This is a genomic window from Actinoplanes sp. ATCC 53533 (assembly GCF_003947245.1).
In genome coordinates this window covers 1-20,270 of sequence record NZ_QHHV01000031.1, presented here as the reverse complement: position 1 = coordinate 20,270, position 20,270 = coordinate 1, and the positions used below count along the sequence as shown (strand labels likewise).

The 20,270-nt window shown below is 71.2% G+C and carries 26 protein-coding genes, 1 pseudogene and 1 riboswitch; of the genes and pseudogenes, 18 read left to right on the top strand and 9 right to left on the bottom strand.

From position 1 onward, the window contains the following. Positions 1-18 precede the first annotated feature (18 nt). The 5 genes and pseudogenes from DMB66_RS12240 to DMB66_RS12220 form a co-directional block, all read left to right on the top strand. Entirely contained in the window at positions 19-399 is a 381-nt protein-coding gene (locus DMB66_RS12240) for a hypothetical protein (RefSeq protein WP_125804175.1), read from the top strand. Positions 400-432: 33 nt separating this feature from the next. Further along, complete coding sequence (locus tag DMB66_RS12235) at positions 433-1,455, top strand: DUF4388 domain-containing protein (protein WP_125804174.1); 1,023 nt, start codon at positions 433-435, stop codon at positions 1,453-1,455. A 51-nt stretch (positions 1,456-1,506) separates the two neighbouring features. Beyond that, complete coding sequence (locus tag DMB66_RS12230) at positions 1,507-1,992, top strand: roadblock/LC7 domain-containing protein (protein WP_125804173.1); 486 nt, start codon at positions 1,507-1,509, stop codon at positions 1,990-1,992. 53 nt (positions 1,993-2,045) lie between these two features. Then, positions 2,046-2,417, top strand: a complete 372-nt coding sequence (locus DMB66_RS12225; RefSeq protein ID WP_125804172.1) for a hypothetical protein — start codon at positions 2,046-2,048, stop codon at positions 2,415-2,417. Positions 2,418-2,592: 175 nt separating this feature from the next. Next, positions 2,593-3,657 (top strand): annotated as a pseudogene (locus DMB66_RS12220) (ATP-binding protein); the annotation flags it as partial. Between the two features lie 263 nt (positions 3,658-3,920). Here DMB66_RS12220 and DMB66_RS12215 read toward each other — a convergent pair. Beyond that, the gene (locus DMB66_RS12215; protein ID WP_125804170.1) at positions 3,921-4,268 is read right to left on the bottom strand and encodes a S26 family signal peptidase; all 348 of its coding nucleotides are present in this window, start codon (positions 4,266-4,268) and stop codon (positions 3,921-3,923) included. Between the two features lie 81 nt (positions 4,269-4,349). On the opposite strand from DMB66_RS12215, the gene DMB66_RS12210 reads away from it, so the two are divergent. Next, entirely contained in the window at positions 4,350-4,748 is a 399-nt protein-coding gene (locus DMB66_RS12210) for a hypothetical protein (protein WP_125804169.1), read from the top strand. A gap of 22 nt (positions 4,749-4,770) precedes the next feature. Here DMB66_RS12210 and DMB66_RS12205 read toward each other — a convergent pair whose 3' ends face one another. Both DMB66_RS12205 and dusB read right to left on the bottom strand, forming a co-directional pair. Further along, positions 4,771-5,379, bottom strand: coding sequence for an NIPSNAP family protein (locus tag DMB66_RS12205; protein ID WP_125804282.1), 609 nt, complete (start codon positions 5,377-5,379; stop codon positions 4,771-4,773). Further along, positions 5,379-6,533 carry a tRNA dihydrouridine synthase DusB gene (gene dusB, locus DMB66_RS12200; protein WP_199752270.1) on the bottom strand — a complete coding sequence of 385 codons (1,155 nt, stop codon included), beginning with the start codon at positions 6,531-6,533 and terminating at the stop codon, positions 5,379-5,381. The genes DMB66_RS12205 and dusB overlap by 1 nt, the downstream gene beginning before the upstream one ends. A 29-nt stretch (positions 6,534-6,562) precedes the next feature. Here dusB and DMB66_RS12195 point away from each other — a divergent pair, with 29 nt between their 5' ends. After that, a complete protein-coding gene (locus tag DMB66_RS12195; protein WP_199752268.1) occupies positions 6,563-7,045 on the top strand; it encodes an XdhC family protein in 483 nt (160 codons plus the stop codon). On the opposite strand, the gene DMB66_RS12190 is transcribed toward DMB66_RS12195, so the two are convergent. The 3 genes from DMB66_RS12190 to DMB66_RS12180 are packed head-to-tail and all read right to left on the bottom strand — an operon-like array spanning position 7,042 to position 9,337. Next, positions 7,042-8,421 carry a glycine--tRNA ligase gene (locus DMB66_RS12190; RefSeq protein ID WP_125804167.1) on the bottom strand — a complete coding sequence of 460 codons (1,380 nt, stop codon included), beginning with the start codon at positions 8,419-8,421 and terminating at the stop codon, positions 7,042-7,044. The two genes, DMB66_RS12195 and DMB66_RS12190, sit on opposite strands and share 4 nt — an antisense overlap. A gap of 59 nt (positions 8,422-8,480) precedes the next feature. Beyond that, positions 8,481-8,978, bottom strand: coding sequence for a hypothetical protein (locus DMB66_RS12185; protein ID WP_125804166.1), 498 nt, complete (start codon positions 8,976-8,978; stop codon positions 8,481-8,483). Between the two features lie 17 nt (positions 8,979-8,995). Beyond that, positions 8,996-9,337 (bottom strand): antibiotic biosynthesis monooxygenase, encoded by a 342-nt coding sequence (locus tag DMB66_RS12180; RefSeq protein ID WP_125804165.1) that lies wholly within the window; start codon positions 9,335-9,337, stop codon positions 8,996-8,998. Between the two features lie 33 nt (positions 9,338-9,370). On the opposite strand from DMB66_RS12180, the gene DMB66_RS12175 reads away from it, so the two are divergent. The 7 genes from DMB66_RS12175 (at position 9,371) to DMB66_RS12145 (ending at position 13,763) form a co-directional block, all read left to right on the top strand. Beyond that, complete coding sequence (locus DMB66_RS12175) at positions 9,371-9,631, top strand: DUF6703 family protein (protein ID WP_125804164.1); 261 nt, start codon at positions 9,371-9,373, stop codon at positions 9,629-9,631. Positions 9,632-9,682: 51 nt separating this feature from the next. Next, entirely contained in the window at positions 9,683-10,615 is a 933-nt protein-coding gene (locus DMB66_RS12170; protein WP_370318366.1) for a metal ABC transporter substrate-binding protein, read from the top strand. Beyond that, the gene (locus tag DMB66_RS12165; protein WP_125804162.1) at positions 10,612-11,391 is read left to right on the top strand and encodes a metal ABC transporter ATP-binding protein; all 780 of its coding nucleotides are present in this window, start codon (positions 10,612-10,614) and stop codon (positions 11,389-11,391) included. The genes DMB66_RS12170 and DMB66_RS12165 overlap by 4 nt, the downstream gene beginning before the upstream one ends. 44 nt (positions 11,392-11,435) lie before the next feature. Beyond that, positions 11,436-12,326: a metal ABC transporter permease gene (locus DMB66_RS12160; RefSeq protein WP_125804161.1), complete on the top strand. Its 891-nt coding sequence runs from the start codon at positions 11,436-11,438 to the stop codon at positions 12,324-12,326. Beyond that, positions 12,323-12,640 carry a metalloregulator ArsR/SmtB family transcription factor gene (locus tag DMB66_RS12155; protein WP_125804160.1) on the top strand — a complete coding sequence of 106 codons (318 nt, stop codon included), beginning with the start codon at positions 12,323-12,325 and terminating at the stop codon, positions 12,638-12,640. Before DMB66_RS12160 ends, DMB66_RS12155 begins: the two co-directional genes overlap by 4 nt. Positions 12,641-12,719: 79 nt before the next feature. Continuing rightward, positions 12,720-13,127, top strand: coding sequence for a Fur family transcriptional regulator (locus DMB66_RS12150; RefSeq protein WP_125804159.1), 408 nt, complete (start codon positions 12,720-12,722; stop codon positions 13,125-13,127). 30 nt (positions 13,128-13,157) lie between these two features. Next, positions 13,158-13,763 (top strand): hypothetical protein, encoded by a 606-nt coding sequence (locus DMB66_RS12145; RefSeq protein ID WP_233624504.1) that lies wholly within the window; start codon positions 13,158-13,160, stop codon positions 13,761-13,763. Here the strand turns inward: DMB66_RS12145 and DMB66_RS12140 are convergent. Together DMB66_RS12140 and DMB66_RS12135 are read right to left on the bottom strand one after the other, a co-directional pair. Further along, positions 13,741-14,277 carry a DUF6328 family protein gene (locus tag DMB66_RS12140; RefSeq protein ID WP_125804157.1) on the bottom strand — a complete coding sequence of 179 codons (537 nt, stop codon included), beginning with the start codon at positions 14,275-14,277 and terminating at the stop codon, positions 13,741-13,743. The two genes, DMB66_RS12145 and DMB66_RS12140, sit on opposite strands and share 23 nt — an antisense overlap. Positions 14,278-14,324: 47 nt before the next feature. Further along, entirely contained in the window at positions 14,325-15,140 is an 816-nt protein-coding gene (locus tag DMB66_RS12135; RefSeq protein ID WP_125804156.1) for an alpha/beta fold hydrolase, read from the bottom strand. Positions 15,141-15,238: 98 nt separating this feature from the next. Then, positions 15,239-15,343, top strand: a riboswitch (TPP riboswitch). Positions 15,344-15,415: 72 nt separating this feature from the next. Here DMB66_RS12135 and DMB66_RS12130 point away from each other — a divergent pair. From DMB66_RS12130 to DMB66_RS12115, 4 genes are all read left to right on the top strand, one after another. Beyond that, positions 15,416-15,988: an ECF transporter S component gene (locus DMB66_RS12130; RefSeq protein WP_125804155.1), complete on the top strand. Its 573-nt coding sequence runs from the start codon at positions 15,416-15,418 to the stop codon at positions 15,986-15,988. A gap of 3 nt (positions 15,989-15,991) precedes the next feature. Then, a complete protein-coding gene (locus DMB66_RS12125) occupies positions 15,992-17,389 on the top strand; it encodes an ABC transporter ATP-binding protein (protein ID WP_125804154.1) in 1,398 nt (465 codons plus the stop codon). After that, positions 17,386-18,189 (top strand): energy-coupling factor transporter transmembrane protein EcfT, encoded by an 804-nt coding sequence (locus DMB66_RS12120; RefSeq protein WP_125804153.1) that lies wholly within the window; start codon positions 17,386-17,388, stop codon positions 18,187-18,189. The genes DMB66_RS12125 and DMB66_RS12120 overlap by 4 nt, the downstream gene beginning before the upstream one ends. 145 nt (positions 18,190-18,334) lie before the next feature. Further along, on the top strand, positions 18,335-18,871 hold the full coding sequence (locus DMB66_RS12115; protein WP_125804152.1) for an RDD family protein: 537 nt from the start codon (positions 18,335-18,337) through the stop codon (positions 18,869-18,871). A 324-nt stretch (positions 18,872-19,195) separates the two neighbouring features. Here DMB66_RS12115 and DMB66_RS12105 read toward each other — a convergent pair. Continuing rightward, on the bottom strand, positions 19,196-20,270 hold a 1,075-nt coding region (locus tag DMB66_RS12105; RefSeq protein ID WP_148112731.1), incomplete at its 5' end, for an NAD(P)-binding domain-containing protein.

Genomic DNA, 20,270 nt, shown 5'->3' with positions numbered 1-20,270 from the left:
ACTCGGCTGAGGAGAGATGTGCCCGGGGTTGAGAACTGCCTGCAGGAGGCCATGGCGATACCGGGCGCGATCGGCGCCAGCATCGTCGACTACACCACCGGTTTCCCGGTCGCGACGACCGGGGCCGCACCCAACGAAGACCACGAAGCAGCGGCGGCGGGCACGGCGGACGTCGTGCAGGCCGCCCAGAGCAGATCGCTGTTCGTCTCGGCGGTACCGCACGACCTGCTCGAAGACCTGATCATCACGACCGCGGGCGGATACCACCTGCTGCGGCTCGTGCAGACCGACTTCGACAGCCGGCTGGTGCTCTACGTATGGCTGGACCGGATCCGCGGCAATCTCGCCGTGGCCCGGCGCCGCATGCAGACCCTCGCCGACGAACTCGTGGCGACGTGATGTCGCGAACCGACCCGGCAAGAAGGAGTGACGGTGAAGCCCTCGAAGACCGCTGCGCCCGGGCGCCTGCTCACGCAGGCAGCGGGCGAGCGGCAGACCGGTGCACTGGTCGTCGGCGGCCAGCCCGGCGGCACGGTCTATCTCATCGAGGGACAGGTCAGCTACGCCGAGTCGGCGGCCGCCCCGGGCGTCGGCGAGCTGCTGACCGCCTCCGGCCGGCTGGCCGCCCGCACCTGGCAGGCCGCGCTGGACGCCGGCACCTCCCGCGCCCAGGTCGGGCGGATCCTGCTCGAACAGGGGCATCTCACCCAGGGGGAGCTGGAGCTGTGTGTGCTCGGAGCCACCTACGACGCCGCCTACTTCGCGCTGTCCCCCGCCTCGGCGCCGGTCGACTTCCTGGACGGTGCCGCGCACTGGCTGGGCCAGGTCGTCCGGGTGGACCCGGCGGCGGTCACCCGCGAGGCCCGCCGCCGGTCCCGGCTGCTGGACGAGATCTACCCGTACCCGCAGCTCGACACCGCGGTGGTCATCCCGGTGCCGCGCCCGCCGGTCGAGCGGGTCACGCTCACCGCGGCGCAATGGGAACTGCTGGTGCACGCCGACGGTCAGCGCACGCCGGCGGACCTGGCCCAGCTGCTCGGCCGGGCCGGCTACGCGACGATCCAGGAACTGCGCCGGCTGGCGGCACTCGGCCTGATCGAGGCGCCCCAGGTCCGTGCGCGCGACACCGCCAAGACCGATTTCGTACGGCTACCGCGCGCCGGGGGCACCGCTGTCGACGTACGACGGCCGGCGTCCTCGGTCGGGGACGGCCCGACCGTACCCATCATCACCGGGCCGAGACCTGCCCCGGCCTCGGGCGATCCGCCCGCGCAGGCCATCGAGACGGACCCGGCCACGGCGCACGGCCCGGGTTACCGGCCACCGCGGCTGGCCCGGCGCAAGCCGGGGGCGAAGCTGCCGAAGGACGTCGCCGCGGACACCGGGCAGATGCACACCGGCACCGATGAGGTGCTGCTGAAACGGATCCGCACCGCGCTGCGAGCCCTGCGATGACCCGCGCGCCTCCCCCGCTACTGCGTCCCGACCAGGAAGGAGAGACCGACGATGACGGTGGATCCGGCGGTGCTGACGGAACTCGGCAACCTGCGCACCAGGGTGCCCGAGCTCTCCGGCAGTGTCCTCGCCACCGCCGACGGCATGGTGGTCGCGCACGACGCCCACGGCATCGAGCCGGACAGCCTGGCCGCCCTGGCCGCTGCCCACCTCGCCCTCGCCCGGCGCTTCGCGCACGCCGTCAACCACGGCGAACTGCGCGAGTCGGTGGTGGAGTGCGACGGCGGCTACATCACCTCATACACCGCCGGCCCGAACGCCCTGCTGACCCTCGTCACATCCGGGGACGCCAATCTGGCCATGGTGCATCTCGAGGCCCGCCGCGCCGTACGGCGGCTGATGAAAATACTCGTCCTGGAAGCGCCGGCGCCGAACCGCCCGGAGATCCCGACCCAGATGGGGCCGGCGACACCCCTGGCCCGGCGCACCCCGATGGCCACCCTGCAGAGCACCTTCCGCGGCCGGCAGGCCGGCTGACCCAGCACCTGATCCGCCCACCCACTATCAGCGAGCAAGACGGAGGAACATCAATGCCTGACATGGACACCGCTCTCAAGGAAGTCATGGACATCGACGGCGCCATCGGCGTCGCGCTGGTCGACCACACGAGCGGCATGGCGCTTGGCATGGCCGGCGGTGGCAAGGAGATCGACCTGACGGTCGCCGCGGCGGGCAACACGGACGTGGTCCGCGCCAAGCTGCGGGCGATGGAGATGCTGAACATCTCGGAGAAGATCGAGGACATCCTCATCACGCTCGACAGCCAGTACCACCTGATCCGGCCGCTGACGAGCCGGTCCGGCAAGGGGTTGTTCCTCTACGTCGCGCTGCGCCGGGACCGCTCGAACCTGGCGATGGCCCGGCACCAGCTCAAGCGCATCGAGAACGACCTCGACGTCTGAACGGGCTGAGCCGCACCGGGTGGGGAGGGCGCACTGAGCGCCCTCCCCACGTCGGCTACTGCGCCCAAGGGCTCGGCAGATGTGCAGTGGAGTGTTCGGCAGATGTGCAGTCAACCATTCGGCAGATGTGCAGTGTGCGACTCGGCAGATGTGCAGTTTGGGCTAGGCTGGCGGCGTGCGCGAAGGCAATGAGTATTTCTCCCGGCACGCTGGCGACCTGATCGGCGAGGCCCTCACCGATACGCGCGTGGTCGTTGTCAACGGGCCGCGGCAAGCGGGTAAGAGCACTCTCGCCGAAGCAAAACTGCGACAGTTCGACAACGGCGTCGCGCGTTTCCTCGACAACCCGGGGACCCGAGCCGCGGCACTCGCCGATCCGGTCGGGTTCCTCGATCACGACGGCCTGATGCTCATCGACGAGGTTCAGCGGGTTCCCGACCTTTGGCTGGCCATCAAGCATCTGGTCGATCGGGATCCCCGCCCCGGCCGCTTCCTGCTGACCGGGTCGGCTCGACTGCTCGCGCTGAAGAGCCTTCCTGACGCCTTACCGGGCAGGTCGGAGACTGTCGATCTCTGGCCCCTGTCGCAGGGCGAGATCGACGGCTGCCCGGACGGATTCGTCGACGCGGCTTTTCGGCTGGGCTCCGGGCTCCGGGCGACTCCACTGGGACTCAAGCGCAGGGACTACGTCGCACGAGCGACGCGAGGCGGTTATCCCGAAGCGGTCCATCGGGAGTCCGGGCGGCGGCGGGAGCGCTTCTTCGGCGACTACGTCTCGGACCTGATCGTCCGTGACGTGCAGCAGGTCGCGGAGTTGAGCCGCACGAGTGACATGCGCAAACTGATCTCGCTGCTGGCCGATCAGGTGGGCGGCCTGTTGAACTTCACCCGGCTCGCCGGTGCGATCGGCGTGTCGGTCACCACCGTCCGTTCGTGGGTAAGCATCCTGGAGACCATCTATCTGGTTCGGGTCGTGCCGGCCTGGTCGGCCAATGCAACCGGACGGGCGACCGCCACCCCCAAGATCATGTTCGTGGACTCGGGCCTCGCGGCCTTTCTGACCTCCGGCGCTGTGACCGATTCGAGAACCGGCGGCCTCATCGAAAACTTCGTGCTGGGGGAACTGGCCCGCCAGCTCACCTGGGCGCAGTTCTCGGCGCGCCTCTTCCACTACCGCGACCGCGACCAGTACGAGGTCGACGCGGTGCTGGAGGACAATGCTGGTCAGATCGTCGGCATCGAGGTGAAGGCCGCCGAGACGATTCGGACAGACGACTTCCGCGGCTTGCGACTGTTGCAACGACGTCTGGGGGGCCGTTTCACGGCGGGCTTCGTCCTCTACTGTGGTAACGAGTCGCTCAGTTTCGGGGACGGCATGGTTGCCCTTCCGATGTCAGCGCTGTGGACCACCGAGGTGCCGCCCCGCTGAGCAGCGCAAGATGGCGCGGACCTCGTCGCAGATCTGGTCCCGGCGCTGCGCACCGGCTGACCAGTGCAGGGCGTTCATCCTCGTCGCACCTTGTCCGCGGTTCGCGGTCGCGGCACCCCGTCGACAGCGATGCAGATCCCGTAGACGCGGGCATAGCTCGTCCAGCCGTTCACGCGGCCCCGGTTGTTGCTGATCTGCACACGGTCGGCGTCGGTATTGACGGCGGAGACGAGGTGCAGGTAAGTCGTACCCGCGACCCGCGCCAGGACGATGTCGCCGACTTGCACCGCAGCCGGGTCGACCGGGGCGACGGTTACCAGCTGACGGCTGCGGACAAGCGGGACCATGGAGGAGCCGCTCGGGCGAAACTCGACCACCCGTCCTTCGGCGACTCGTGCAGCATGCGCGTCCAGGGCTCCCATCAACCGGAGCATCTCGCAAGTGCCCACCAGGAGGCTACCGATTATCCCCCTGCGGGCAGCCTATTGGTAAGGTCGCCATCGATGCGTCGCATGCTGGCCGCCCTCACGCTCATAGCCGTCGCCGCGCCGGCCGGCTGTGCCGACGACCTCGATCCCATCGTCGGCACGTGGGATGCCGACGGGCCGCAGCCCACCGACTTCCCCGACTTCAGCGAGCGGGCGACGATCGTTGTGGCCAACGGCCACGCGTCACTGGGCAGCCGTTCCGACACCCTGTGCGGCGGCGCGGAGATCAAATCCGGCCCGGACGACGGCCAGTTCCGGATCACCTTCCCGACGGACGACCTCATCCGTTGGTGCCTCGGCATCGACGTGCCGCCCAGCCTCGACCTTCTTGTCGACGGCGAGACGATGACGGCGACGTACACCGGGCAGCCGGCGACGGCGGTCTACCGACTCAAACGCACCCGCAGCCACTGAGCCGGTCAGCAGCCCACGCCGCTCAGCGAAGCAGCGAGCGGGCCGTCGGGGCCAGCTCCAGCACGGTGGTCGCCGGGTCGGCGGCGGCCAGGTGTTTCTCCAGGGCGGCCTGGTCGTCGAAGCGGGCGAACCACACGAAGACGTGTTCGCCCGCGCGGATCGGCAGCGCCGGGAAGGTGTTCTCCGCATATTCCGTCGTGAACGCGGCCAGCGGGGGCAGGTCCGTCGGTGGGTAGGTCTCGAACGGGGCGTCCGCGAAGTGCAGGGTCGCCAGGAAGCGGGACTGCGGCAGCTCCGACCCCCGCGACGGCGGCAGTGGGAAGCCGCCGTCCAGCGGGCGCAGCAGCAGCACGTCGTCCGAGTCGATCATCGTGGCGTTCGCCGCGGCGCTGTGGGCCGCCCAGACCGGGCCGCCGTAGAAGCGCCGCAGGGCCGCGGCCCGGCTCGGCATGTCGGCGAAGCCGCGCAGCCAGACGAACTTGTCCGGGTCTCGCAGGTCGCGGAACTGGCCCAGGACCGCCATGCCGGCGTCCTGCTGGGTCTCCACGAACTCGCGGTCGAAGAGCTCGATCAGCTCGTCGCGCCGGCCCGGGTGCAGTGTGTACTGGCGTAGTTCGACGATGGGGTACATCACCCTCCGCTGTTCTCCATCTCCGCGCCCTCGGGAACGGTGTCGTCGTCGCGGCTGTCCAGCCAGCCGTGCGGTAGCGAGACCTTGCCCGGCGCGTTGATCCGGCCGCGGGGCTGGCCCAGCGACTCGCGCGGGAACGGCTGGTCGTGCTCCAGCTTCGCCAGCAGGTCGTCCAGTTGCGCCAGCGAGGTCACCATCGCCAGGGAGCGGCGCAGGTCGCCGCCGACCGGGAAGCCCTTCAGATACCACGCCACGTGCTTGCGGAAGTCCGCGCAGCCGTGCCGCTCGTCCTCCAGCGCCTCGACCAGCAGGTGGGCGTGCCGGGACATGATCTCCGCGACCTCGCCGAGCTTGGGCAACTCCTGCGACACCTCGCCGTTGAACGCCGCCTGCAGGTCCTTGAACAGCCAGGGCCGGCCCAGGCAGCCGCGGCCGACCACCACGCCGTCGACGCCGGTGTGCTCGACCATCCGGATCGCGTCCGCGGCCTCCCAGATGTCGCCGTTGCCCAGCACCGGCACCTCCAGCGCCTGCTTGAGCGTGGCGATCGCGTCCCAGTCGGCGGTGCCCGAGTAGCGCTGCTCCGCCGTACGGGCGTGCAGCGCGACCGCCGCCACGCCGGCCTCCTGCGCGATCAGCCCGGCCTCGACGTAGGTCAGGTGGTCCTCGTCGATGCCCTTGCGCATCTTGATCGTCAGCGGGATGCCCGCCGGCGCCGCCGCCTCGACGGCCTGCTTGACCAGGCGGCCGAAGAGCTTGCGCCGCCAGGGCAGGGCGCTGCCGCCGCCGCGGCGGGTGACCTTGGGCACCGGGCAGCCGAAGTTCAGGTCGATGTGGTCGGCCCAGCCCTCCTCGGCGACCATCCGCACGGCCCGGGCGGTCACGTCCGGGTCCACGCCGTAGAGCTGCAGGCTGCGGAACTTCTCGTCCGGGCCGAAAGCGATCATCTTCAGCGTCTTCGGGATCCGCTCGACCAGCGCGCGGGTGGTGATCATCTCGCAGACGTAGACGCCGCCGCCCTGCTCGCGGCAGAGCTTGCGGAACGCGACGTTGGTGATGCCGGCCATCGGCGCGAGGACGACCGGCGGCCACACCCGGTGGTCGCCCAGCATCAGCGGAGCGGTGGAAAGAGCGGAGGTCACGTCGTCGAGCATGGCACAGGAGTATCTGGCAGAGTCAAAACGTGGATGTGAGACAGAGCCCCCGGCGCCTGGTCGCCGTCTTCTCCTCGCCCGTCGCCGAGGCGCTGCTGCGCTTCGGCATCGAGCTCGGCTTCCAGTCGGTGCTCGTCGAGCCGGAGCCGACCAGGCTGCTCGGGCCGCCGCGGCCGCACGGTGACACCTACGTGGCGGATCTCTCCGGGGCCCACGTCGACGGGCACACCGACGTCGTGCTGACCGACCATCACCGGCCCGAGATCGGCACCATCCTCAAGGAGGTGCTGGCCGGCACCCCGCGCTGGGTGGGCATCGTGGGCAACCCCCGGCACGAGGGCCCGCACGTCGCGGCGCTCAGGGAGCTGGGGGTCGGCGACGCGGAGATCGCCCGCGTGCACCGACCCGTCGGCCTGAACATCGGCAGCCGTACGCCGGCCGAGATCGCCGTGGCGATCCTGGCCGGCCTGATCGCCGACCGCAACGACCGCCCCGGCGGTTTTGACTTCTAGCAGCCGGGCAGGCGCTTGATCAGGTAGTCCTCGATCTGGTCGAGGGACACCCGCTCCTGCTTCATCGTGTCGCGGTCGCGCACCGTCACCGCGTCGTCGGTGAGGGTGTCGAAGTCGACCGTGACGCAGAACGGCGTGCCGATCTCGTCCTGGCGCCGGTAGCGGCGCCCGATCGCCTGCGAGTCGTCGAACTCCACCATCCAGCGCTTGCGCAGCAGGTCCGCCAGGCCGCGGGCCTTCGGCGACAGCTCCGGGTTGCGCGACAGCGGCAGCACCGCGACCTTGATCGGCGCGAGCCGCGGGTCGAAGCGCATGACCGTGCGCTTGTCGACGCCGCCCTTGGTGTTCGGGGCCTCGTCCTCGTCGTACGCCTCGAGCAGGAAGGCCAGCACCGCGCGGGTCAGGCCGGCCGCGGGCTCGATGACGTACGGCACCCAGCGCTCCTGCTTCTCCTGGTCGAAGAAGCTCAGGTCCACCCCGGAGTGCTTGGAGTGGGTGGTCAGGTCGAAGTCCGTGCGGTTGGCGATGCCCTCGAGCTCGGCGAAGTCGGTGCCGCCGAACTGGAAGCGGTATTCGATGTCGACGGTCCGCTTCGAGTAGTGCGAGAGCTTCTCCTTCGGGTGTTCGAAGAAGCGCAGGTTGCTCTCGGACAGGCCCAGGTCGCGATACCAGTTCCAGCGCTGCTGGAGCCAGTACTCGTGCCATTCCTCGTCCGAGCCCGGCGCGACGAAGAACTCCATCTCCATCTGCTCGAACTCGCGGGTCCGGAAGATGAAGTTGCCCGGGGTGATCTCGTTGCGGAACGACTTGCCGACCTGCGCGATGCCGAACGGCGGCTTCTTGCGGGCGGCGGTCGCCACGTTGTTGTAGTTGACGAAGATGCCCTGAGCGGTCTCGGGGCGCAGGTAGTGCAGGCCCTCGGCGCTCTCGGTCGGGCCCAGGTAGGTCTTCATCAGGCCGTTGAACATCTTCGGCTCGGTGAAGGTGCCCTTGTTGCCGCAGTTGGGGCAGTTCAGCTCGGCGAGCGAGGCCGGCGGCGTGCCGTGCTTGTGCTCGTACGCCTCTTCGAGGTGGTCGGCCCGGAACCGCTTGTGGCAGGACTGGCACTCGGTCAGCGGGTCGACGAAGGCTTCCAGGTGACCGGAGGCGGCCCACACGTCACGGGAGAGGATGACGGCGGAATCCAGGCCGACGATGTCGTCACGCTGCTGGACCATCGTCTTCCACCACTGCTGGCGGACGTTCTCCTTCAGCGCGACGCCCAGCGGACCGTAGTCCCACGCCGAACGGGTGCCTCCGTAGATCTCGCTGGAGGGGAAGACGAAGCCGCGGCGCTTGGCCAGGCTGACGACGGCATCGATACGATCGGCGGGCATGTTCCTCCTACGCCGGCTGGTTGTCGGCGGGGACGTCGGAGTCGGACAAAATCAGGAGATTACTCCTCGACGCTGCACACCTCGAAGCCGCCCGTCTCGCGATTTTGCCCGAGGTAGGCGTGCAGGTCGGCGGTGTCACCGTCGGCGTAGGTGATCGTGACCGGCGCGGCGAGCTGCACGAGGCTGACGTCGCCGACCTCCCAGCCGATGATCCGCTCGCCGGTGGAGATCCGGCTGATGAACTGGGACTCGTTCTCCTCGGTGCGGGCCTCCGAGCAGAGCATGTCGTAGGCCTCCGCCCACTCGCGGTCGCGCAGCGCCGCCAGGTAGTCGCTCACGACCACGTCGGCCTGCTCGTTGAGCGCGTTGGTCATCACTGTGCCGAGGCCGACGCCGGCGACGGCCCCACCGCCGCAGACCAGCAGGAGCACGCCCGCGCCGATGCCGAGGCCGACGCCGATGCGCCGGCCGCGGCCCTCGACGGGCGGTGCGGGGAAGGGCGGGTATACACCCGGGCCCTGCGGCGGCGGAGGCGGCTGCTGCCCGAGAAGGGTCATGGGTTCAAGCGTACGGCTCAGCGCCAGGGTTCGGCGGCCCGGTCACTGGCGACGACCACGACCGCACCGCCGGGCTCGGCCCCGGCCAGGGTCTCGAAGGCGGACGGCTCGTCCAGCGACTCGGACAGCAGCGGGGTGGCATGCACCTTGACGTCGAAGCCACCGAGGGCACGCCGGTAGGCTCCCACGGACTCCCATTCGGTGACCAGGGTCCAGTAGGCGGGGTCGTCCAGCGCGCGGGTGAGCCGGCCGGAGAGGTAGCCGGGTCGCTCCGCGAGGGCGGCCAGGGCGGCGTGCGCCCGTTCGGTGAACGAGTCCTGCGAGTCCGGCGGGACGACGAAACGGTTGAGCACCAGCATGGGCTGAGCCTACGCACGACCCGAAAGGCCGACGTGACCACACCACCGCCCGAGAACCTGCTGCGCCGGCTGGCGAGTGTCAACCCGACGACAGCCTTCGTGCTGGCCCTCGCGGTGCTGCTGGCCGGGCTCTTCCTGCCCGGCATCATCGGCGCCGCGCTGCTGTTCCTGCTGGTCGCGGCCCTGGTGGCGCTGACCTTCACCACCTGGCCGGTGCAGTCCCCGCCGGTGCGGGCGGTCCGGGTGACGATGCTGGTGCTGCTGTTCGCGGCCGCCCTCGCGAAGGCGATCTGACACATGCGCTTTTGACAATCATTACCAATACGGCGCACAGTAGGTGGCATGATGCACCGCCGCCGCCTGCTCGCGGCCACCGCTGTCGCCGTGCTCACCGGGGCCGTCGCGGCCTGCGGTGACCGGGCGAGCGGCTTCGGTACGGACGGGCGCCTCGACGTGGTGACCGCGTTCTACCCGCTGCGGTTCCTCAGCGAGCACCTCGGCGCGGACGCGGTCGCGGTCACCGACCTGACCAAACCGGGCGCCGAGCCGCACGACGTCGAGCTCAATCCCCGCCAGGTCGCCGACATCAGCGACGCCGCCCTCGTCGTCTACCTCAAGGGCTTCCAGCCGGCGGTCGACGAGGCGGTCGAGCAGGAGGCCGCCGACCGGGCCTTCGACGCGGGCTCGGCCGTCGAGCTGCTGGCCGCCGCCGACGACGACCACGAGCACGTGCCGGGCGAGCCCGAGCACGCCGAGGGGTCCACCGACCCGCACGTCTGGCTGGACCCGGTGCGCCTGGCCACCATCGCCGGCAGGCTCGCCGAGCGCCTGGGCCAGGCCGACCCGGCCCGGGCGGCGGGCTACACCGAGCGGGCCGCCACGCTGCGAAGCGAGCTGACCGCGCTCGACACCGAATACGCGACCGGCCTGCGCACCTGCGCCCGCCGCGAGCTGGTCACCAGCCACACCGCGTTCCGCTATCTCGCCGACCGGTACGGCCTCACCGAGGTCGGCATCACCGGCGTCTCGCCGGAGTCCGAGCCGTCGCCGCAGCGCCTCGCCCGGGTGGCGGAGCAGGCGAGGTCCACCGGCACCACCACGATCTTCTTCGAGACCCTGGTCAGCCCGAAGGTCGCCGACACCATCGCCCGCGAGGTCGGCGCCCGGACCGCCGTCCTCGATCCCCTCGAAGGGCTCACCGAGCCGGATACGGACTACTTCTCCGTCATGCGCGCCAACCTGGCCGCCCTGACCACGGCCCTGGGATGTACGTCATGAGCGTCGTCACCGTCTCGCACGCCGCCGTCTCCTACGGCGACCGCGCCGTGCTGCAGGACATCGACCTGGAGGTGCGGCCCGCGCAGGTCGTCGCGATCCTGGGCGCCAACGGCTCCGGCAAGTCCACCCTGATCCGCACCATCCTCGGCCTGGTGCCGATGACGGCCGGCGAGATCACCCTGTTCGGCACCCCGCAGCGCCGGTTCCGGCAGTGGGCCCGGATCGGCTACGTCCCGCAGCGGATGGGCGCCGGCAGCGGCGTGCCCGCGACCGTCGGCGAGATCGTCGCGTCGGGGCGGCTGGCCCGCCGGGGCATCTTCCGCCCGTCCGGCGCCGCCGACCGGGAGGCCGTCCGCGCCGCCCTGGCGGACGTCGGCCTGCTGGAGCGGATCGGCGACCCGGTCAGCACGCTCTCCGGCGGCCAGCAGCAGCGCACCCTGATCGCCCGCGCCCTGGCCGGGCGCCCGGACCTGCTCGTCCTGGACGAGCCCACAGCCGGCGTGGACGCGGCCAGCCAGGACGCGTTCGCCGCGGCCCTGGGCCGCTTCGCCGGCGCGGGCGGCACGATCCTGCTGGTCGCCCATGAGCTCGGGCCGATCGAGCCGCTGATCGACAAGGCCGTGGTCGTGCACCACGGCCGGATCGCGTACGAGGGTGCGGTGCCCGAGCCCGCCGGCCACCACGCCCAGCCCGGACACGACCACGTCCACCCGCACGCCGAGGCCGAACGGGCCCGGATCTGCGTCGCCCCCACCGACAGAATGCCGGCCGGCTGACATGGCCCCCCGCCCCCGCCGCCACCCTTGAGAGGGCTGAAGACTTGGACCTCTTTCAGTACGACTTCATGGTGCGCGCGCTGACCGGCGCGCTGATCATCGGTCTGGTCGCCCCCGCGCTCGGCATCTATCTGGTGCAGCGGCGGATGTCGCTGATCGGCGACGGCATCGGGCACGTCGCGCTCACCGGCGTCGGGGTGGGACTGCTGCTGCACCAGTCCCCGGTGCTGACCGCGGTCGTGGTCTCCGTCATCGGGGCGATCGGCGTGGAACTGGTGCGCGAGCGTGGCCGTACCTCCGGCGACCTGGCCCTGGCCCTGCTCTTCTACGGCGGCATCGCGGGCGGGGTGGTGCTGGTCGGGCTCTCCGACGACAGCAGCAACGCCAACCTGATGCAGTTCCTGTTCGGCTCGCTGACCACCACGTCGCGGCAGGACCTGACCGTCATCGCCGTGCTGGGCGTCGCGGTGCTGATCGCGATGCTGGGGCTGCGGCAGGCGCTGTTCGCGGTCTGCAACGACGAGGAGTACGCCCGGGTGTCGGGGCTCCCCGTCCGTACCCTCAATCTGCTGATGGCCGTGACCACCGCGGTGACCGTCACGATCGCCATGCGCACCGTCGGGTTGTTGCTGGTCAGCGCGCTGATGGTGGTGCCGGTCGCGGCGGCCCAGCAGGTCACCCGCGGGTTCCTCAGCACGATGACCACGGCCATGGTGATCGGGGTGGGCGCCGCCGCCGCCGGCGTCACGCTGGCCGGCGAGGTGGACACCGCGCCGGGCGCCACGATCGTGATCCTGGCCATCGCGGTCTTCCTCGCCATCACCGTCGGCGCGGCGGTCTGGCGGGTGCTGCGCCGCCGCGCGAGCCCGGCCCCGCAACGCGCCACGGCCCAGCTCGAACCGCCCGAGGTCGTCCTGCGGGCGGAAGCCCGATGAGCAGTAACGTGAATCCGGTGACGACCACCGGCTACGAGGCGTACGAGGCAGCCGGTGAGCTGCTGCGCGCGCTGTCCGCGCCGATCCGGGTGGCGATCGTCGCCGAGCTCGGCGCCGGCGAACGCTGCGTGCACGAGTTGGTGGAAAAGCTGGGCGCTCCGCAGCCGCTGGTCTCGCAACACCTGCGGGTGTTGCGGGGCGCCGGCGTGGTCCGAGGTGCGCGACGGGGGCGGGAGATCGCATACTCACTCGTGGACGAACATGTCGCCCACATCGTCGCCGACGCCGTCAGCCACGCCAGGGAAGGGTCATGATCGACTGCACCGAGCGACGCCGGGCCGCGCCGCGGCCGCAACCGCGAGGGCCGGGAGAGCATGACGAAGGAGGCTCAGCATGACCGACGAGAGCACCGTGGTCCGAAACACGAAACAGCGCAGCGCGGTCAGCGCGGTCCTCGCCGACGCCGAGGGTTTCAACAGCGCCCAGGACCTGCACGCCATCCTGCGTGAGCGGGGGGAACGGGTCGGCCTGACCACCGTCTACCGCACGCTGCAGGGCCTGGCGGACGCCGGCGAGATCGACGTGATGCGCCCGCCCGGCGGTGAGCATCTCTACCGCCGGTGCAGCCAGGGCCACCACCACCATCTGGTCTGCCGCTCCTGCGGGCGGGCCGTCGAGGTGGAGGGCCCGGCCGTCGAGACCTGGGCGGAGAAGGTCGCCGGCCGGCACGGCTTCGTCGACGTCTCGCACACCATGGAGATCTTCGGCACCTGCCCGGATTGCGCGGCCAAGCGCTCCTAGGCCGGCCGTGGGAGGCTGTGGCGCGTGAAGATGTACGCCGATCGGCTGCCCACCGCCATCCGTCAGCTGCTCACCGATCTTCTGGTCGTGTTCTGGGTCTATGCCTGGATCCGGGCCGGGATCTGGATCAACGACATGGTCGAGAAGCTCGGGGTGCCCGGGCAGAAACTGCAGGAGGCGGGCACCGGCATCGCCGGCAACCTCGGTGACATCGGCGGCAAGGTGGGCCGGGTGCCGCTGGTCGGCGACGAGCTGACCGCGCCGTTCAACAGCGCCGCCGACGCCGCGAAGTCGCTCGCCGAGGCCGGCCGCCAGCAGCAGGAGGTCGTGGACAACCTGGCGCTGACCATGGCCCTGCTGATCATCGCGGTCCCGCTGGCCCTGGTGCTGTTTCTCTGGCTGCCGCTGCGGCTGCGCTGGATGCGCCGGGCCGCGGTGGCCGCCAAGGTCCGCAACGAGCCGGCCGGCCAGGACCTGCTGGCGTTGCGGGCGCTGGCCAGCCGGCCGCTGAACGAACTGGCGAAGCTGGGCCCGGACATCGCCCAGTCCTGGCGCAACGGCGACGCTGCGGCGGTGCGGGCGCTGGCCGCGCTCGAGCTCAAGGAGCTCGGGCTCAAGCCCGCGAAGGCTCGCTAGGCTCCGCCGCCTCCTCCTCGTAGACGTCGTCCTCGTCGTCGTCGGCCCAGTGGCGGCGCGACCACGGGATGGCGGCCCAGAAGGTCAGGAAGAACAGGGCGGCGATCCCGGTCAGCGCCAGCGCCACCCAGATGTTGGTCAGGTAGTCGGTGATCAGCAGCACACTGCTGACCATCGCGATCAGCATGAAGGCCAGCCCGCCGGTGGCCATCCGGTGCGCGTAGCGGACCAGTTCCGGCTTGCGGCCCTGGCGGAACAGCGCCCGGTGGAAGGCCACCGGCGAAATGATCATCGCGGTCGCCGCGGCGGCGGCGAGCAACGCGACGATGTAGGTGTCCTTCTGGAAGGCGGTCGTCTTCGGGAAGCCGTTGCTGAAGGGCAGGGTCAGCAGGAACGCGAAGAGGATCTGCACGCCCGTCTGGGCCACGCGCAGTTCCTGCAGTAGGTCCCCGAAATTGCGGTCCCACCGCTCCTTCTCGGTTTCATGCTTGCTCCGTCGCTGCTCCGCGGCCATCGCACCTCCTCGTCGGTGGCCGCAGGATTGCCCGTTGCCGGACAGCGTCAAACGCCGATGCGTGCCAGCGCCACGTCGGCGAGGGCGCGCGGCGCCTCCTCCGGCACCCAGTGCCCGATCCCGCGCAGGGCCACGAACCGGTAGTCGGCCGCGACCCAGGTGGCGGTGGCCAGCGCCGCCGGCCTGCCGACGGCCGGATCACCGTCGCTCCACACGTACGTGGTCGGCACGGTGACCTTGCCGACCTCGTCGAACTGACCGCTGGAGATCGCGCGATACCAGTTCAGGGCGGCGGTGAGCCGGCCGGGCTCGCTCATCGCCGTCGCGTACAGCCCGGCCCGGGCGCCGATCGGGCGCATCATCCGGCGCAGCGCGGTGCCGCCGGCGCCGAGCAGCAGCCGCTCGGCGGCCCGGGAACGGAACACGCCCATGTAGGCGAAGCGCAGCTTCTGCGAGGGCTGGTTGTGCAGGGCGACGCTGAGCCCGCGCGGGTGCGGCACCGAGACCGCGGTGAGCGTCTTGACCCGGTCGGGATGCCCGGCGGCGAGCAGCCAGGCCACCGACGCGCCCCAGTCGTGCCCGATGACGTGCGCCTTGTCGACCCCGAGCGCGTCCAGCACGGCGATCGCGTCGGCGGTCGGTTCATCGAGCCGGTAGTCGGCGACCGCGGCCGGCCGCGCGCCGGGCGAGTAGCCGCGCTGGTCGAGGGCGTAGGTGCGCAGCCCGGCGGCGTGCAGCCGGGGCAGGATCAGGTCGAACTCGCGGTGGTCCTGCGGGAATCCATGCAGCAGAAGCACCGGGGCGCCATCGGCCGGGCCGCCCTCGTACACGTCGAAGGTGAGCCCTCTGGCCTCGATCTGCATGTGACGCCTCCTACGCTGTTCCGTACGGCCGTACGGTGTTAGCGTCATCGAAACACATGCAATGAAGCTTGTTGACGACAAGTTCCATCGATAACAGGCTTCACCGACAGGGGAGCGCGCAGCGCTGAGAGTGCGGGTGACACCGCAGACCCTCGAACCTGATCTGGGTAATGCCAGCGCAGGGAGCTCGGTCTTTCTCCAGCCGCGCCGTGTCCGGGAGACGTCCCCGGCGCGGTGCAGCGTCCCCTCCCGGTACGAGCTGGGAGGCACATCACATGAACCATCGTTGGCGCACCATCGACATCGTCATCGCCTCGATCCTCGCGGTCGCTTTCGGCGTCATCTTCTGGGCCTGGGGCCTGCTCTGGAACGGCCCGGCGGACGCCATCCCGCTGCCCGGCCGGGCGATCCTGTACGGCGTCTGGCTGGTGCCGGCCGTCCTCGGCGCCCTGGTGATCCGCAAGCCGGGCGCCGCCTTCTACACCCTGACGCTGGCCGCGCTGGTGTCGGTCGCGCTCGGCACGAGCTGGGGCTGGACCCTGGTGCTGCAGGGCCCGCTCGAGGCGGCCGCGGCCGAGTTGGTCTTCGCCGTGTTCGCGTACAAGGTGTGGAAGCTGCCGGTCGCCCTGCTGGCGGCGGCCGCGGCCGGCATCGCCGCGTCCGTCTACGACGCCTTCGTCTGGTATGGCGGGACGTCCTGGGCGACGCTGCGGCTGCCGTACATCGCGATCACCACGGTCAGTGCCGTGCTCGTGGCGGGCCTGGGCAGCGTCCTGCTGGCCCGGGCGCTGGCGCAGACCGGCGTGCTGGACCGGTTCGCGTCGGGCCGCGAACGCGCCGCCGTCTAAATCATGGGCGAGGTGGTCCTGCGGGGGTTCGGGTGGCGGCACGCCGGCCGCAAGGCGTGGGCGGTGCGCGGGGTCGACCTGCGCATCGCGCACGGCGAGCGGGTGCTGCTGCTCGGTCCGTCCGGGGCCGGCAAGTCCACCCTGCTCGCGGCGCTCGCCGGGCTGTTGCCCGACGACTCGGGTGAGGCCGAGGGCACAGCAGAGATCGACGGCCTCGACCCACGCAAGGCCCGCGAGCGGGTCGGCATCGTCTTCCAGGACCCGCAGACCCAACTGGTCATGTCGCGCAGCGGCGACGACGTGGCGTTCGGGCTGGAAAACCGCGGGGTCCCGGCCGCCGAGATCTGGCCCCGCGTCGACGAGGCGCTGCACCGGGTCGGCTTCGGCTACGGCCGGGACCGGCCCACCGCGGCGCTGTCCGGCGGGGAGCAGCAACGGCTCGCCCTGGCCGGCACCCTCGCGCTGCGGCCCGGCCTGCTGCTGCTCGACGAGCCGACCGCGAACCTCGACCCGGCCGGGGCCGCCCTGATCCGGTCGGCGATCGCCCGGGCCCTCGACGACGACACCACACTGATCATCGTGGAGCACCGGGTCGCGGAGGCGCTGACGCTGGTCGACCGGGTGGTCGTGCTGGAGCCGGGCGGCGGGGTCCGCGCCGACGGCCCGCCGGGCGCGGTCTTCGCCGCGCACGGCGACCGCCTGGCGGAGGAGGGGGTCTGGGTGCCGGGCCACGCCGTCGCCGCCCGCAAGGCCGTGACCGGTCCGGGTGATTCCCTGGTCCGCGCCGACGCCGTCACCCTGCGACATCGCCTCCCGCCCGCCACGCTGACCGCCCGGGCCGGCGAGGTGCTGGCCGTGACGGGTCCCAACGGGGCGGGTAAGTCCACTCTCGCGCTGCTGCTCGGCGGCCTGCTGAAGCCCACGTCCGGCACGATCGACGCGCGAGGTGGCGGTGCGCCGTACCGGTGGCGCGCCGTTGATCTGACCACCCGGATCGGCTCGGTCTTCCAGGACCCGGAACACCAGTTCGTCACCCACCGGGTCGCCGACGAACTCGCGCTCGGGCCGCGCCGGATCGGCCGCCCCGAGGCCGAGGTGAGCAGGATCGTCGAGGAGCTGCTCCAGCGACTCCGGCTGGCGAAGCTGGCGGGTGCGAACCCGCACACCCTCTCCGGCGGCGAGGCGCGCCGGCTGAGCGTCGCGACCGCGCTGGCCACCGCGCCCCGGCTGCTGGTCCTGGACGAGCCCACCTTCGGCCAGGACCGGCGCACCTGGATCGAGCTGGTCGAGCTGCTGGCCCGGCTGCGCGACGACGGCCACGGCATCGTCGCGGTCACCCACGACGCCGACTTCGTGGCGGCCGTCGCCGACTCCGTCCACCGGCTGGAACGGGCCGCATGACGCTCACCCTGCCGACCTTCGAGGCCAGCACCGCACCGCTCGCGCGGCGCAACCCGGTCGCCAAGCTCGCCGCCGCCCTGCTGTTCAGCGCGCCGCTGATCGCCACCCTGGACCCGCTGACCCCGACCATCGCCCTGGCCGTCGAACTGGCCGTGCTGCCGCTGTTCGGGATGCGCTACGGCACCCTGTTCCGGCGGGCCTGGCCGCTGGTGCTCGCCGCCGGCGGCATCGTGATCACCCTGGTGATGTTCGCCGCCGAGCGCACCGGGGCGACGGTGGCGACGCTCGGGCCGTTCGAGGTGACGACGGGGGTGCTGATCACCGCGCTGGGCATGGTGTTGCGGGTCTTCGCGATCGCACTGCCGGGCATCATCGTCTTCGCCACCACCGATCCCACCGACCTCGCCGACGCCCTGGTGCAGAACGTCCGGGCACCGGCCCGGTTCGCGATCGGCGCGCTGGCCGCCTTCCGGCTGGTGCCACTGCTCGGCCAGGAGTGGCAGATGCTCAGCCTGGCCCGCCGGGCACGCGGCATCGACGCCGGGCGCAGCCCGGTCGCCCGGGTGAAACTCTTCGTCTCCACCGCGTTCGCCCTGCTGGTCGGCGCGATCCGCCGGGGCACCCGGCTGGCGGTGGCGATGGACGCGCGCGGCTTCGACGCGGGCACTCCCCGGACGTACGCCCGCCGGCAGGTCTTCGGCCGGGCCGACGCGGCCCTCATGATCGGCGCGACGCTGGTGTCCGCCGCGGCCCTGACGACCAGCGTCCTGACCGGACTGTTCCGCCCGATCATCGGCTGAAAGCCGGAACGGGCCGACGCCAGGACCACCGGGTCCGGCCGGGTGGCCTACCGCAAGCGGGTGACCGGTCCTGCCCATCACCACCGGATGCCGGGTAGCGTCACGGACGCCAACGCTGGGTAGTCGATGAAGGGCGCTGTGGAGCATGACCGAACCCCACTTCCAGGGCCCGTACCCGCCTGCCCAGCAGCAGGCGCACTACCCGCCGCAGGCCTACGGTCAGGTGTCGTCCCCGCCCGGCAACGCCCTGCAGCCCTACTCGGCGTGGCCGTCGAACGCTCCGGCGGTCTACCCGCCGGCTCCGGCCCCGCAGTGGCCGGCCCGGCCCGCTTTTCAGCTCGTCAGCGCCGGCGGCCGGCTCGGAGCGTTCCTGGTGGACGCGCTTCTCATCGTGGTGACCTTCGGTATCGGCTGGCTGATCTGGGCGATGATCACCTGGTGCAACGGGCAGACCCCGGGCCGGCAACTGCTGGGCCACGTGGTCGCCGACGCGAACACGGGCGAGGCGTTCGGCTGGGGCCGGATGTTCCTGCGCGAGTTCCTGATCAAGGGCCTCCTGTTCTGGATCCCCAACGCGGTCACATTCGGGATCTTCGGCCTCGTCGACTCCCTCATGGTCTTCCGCTCGGACGGCCGCACCCTGCACGACATGACCGCGGGCTCGATCGTCCGGCACACCTGAGCCTCACCCGCCGCCGCACAGCCGTGCCGGCAGCCGCCGGGCTCGCGCCCACGGCGGTCGAGTGGCGGAGACCCGGCTGGGCGTCATTCGGCTCGCGCCGGACGGATACGTGGATTTCGCTGTCGGAGGTGAAGGGCTTCCCGTGCCAGTCCGCCACGCGTTCCTCCAGCGTCAGGCCGGCCAGCCTGGCCATGAGGTCGCACTCGGCGGGCCAGATGTAGCGGAAGTTGCTGGCGCCGTAGGCCGTGCCGCTTCGGGGAGCATCGTCACCTTGGCGGCCGCGGATCTCATGGTCGTCGGCCCACACCGTCGGGCCGTGCACCGTCACCCGGGGGCCGACGTCCCATCCGCGGGGCGGGTGAGGGCGTTGTGCAGATGCTTGAGGAGGGCGTTGACTGCCTCCCGGCCGGCCCGGTTGGCGCCCACTGTCGACTGGGATGGCCCGAATCCGACGAGGTGGACGCGGGGCTCGTCGGCGATCCGGGTGCTGCGCATCGTGATTCCGCCGAGCTTGTTGCGCAGTTCAAGGGGGTCCAGGTGGGCGAGCGCGGCCTTGAACCCGGTGGCCCACACGATGGCGTCGACCGGGGTGAAGGAGTCGTCCGCCTCCCGGACACCGCGAGGTTCGATCGCGGTGAACATGGGGCGGCGTTCGAGTGCCCCACGCTCCTTCGCCGCGAGGGCGTACGGAGTCCAGGCCAGTTCGGTGTAGGAGACGACGCTCCCGGTGGGTTTGCCGGCTTCGACGTCGGCGACGACCTTGGCGATGATCTCGCGGCCGGCGGCCTCGGGGTTGAACATGCCCTCGCGGAAGACGGGCTCCCGACGCGTGTACCAGAACGTGGTTGCCACCCGGGAGATCTCTTCGAGCTGCTGAAGAGCGGAGATGCCGCCGCCGACGACGGCGACCCGCAGGCCGGCGAGCTCGTCGGCGGAGACGTAGTCATGGGTGTGCAGTTGGCGCCCCAGGAAGTTCTCCTGCCCCGGGTAGTGCGGGCGAACCGGATTGGTCCAGGTGCCAGTGGCGTTGATGATCGCCTGGGTGACCCACTGCCCGTGGCTGGTATCGACCACGAGTTCGCCGTCCGGGTCGCTGTCGGCACGCCGGACGGCGGTGACCGTCACCGGACGCAGGATGGGCAGGTCTGTTAGCCGCTCGAAGGCCGCGAAGTAGTGCGGGACCGCCGTGCGGCTGGGCTCGGCAGGATCGATGGGCGGTTTCGGGAAGCCGGGCAGGTCGAAGATGCCGTTCACAGTCGCCATCCGCAGCGACTGCCACCGGTGGCGCCAGGCTCCTCCCGGCTCGGGTTCGGCATCGACCACCACGAAGGTCCGGGCGGAGTCCGGCATCGTCAACGCGCTGTGGAAGCCGCGTCGCTTGAGGTGATAGGCGGCCGAC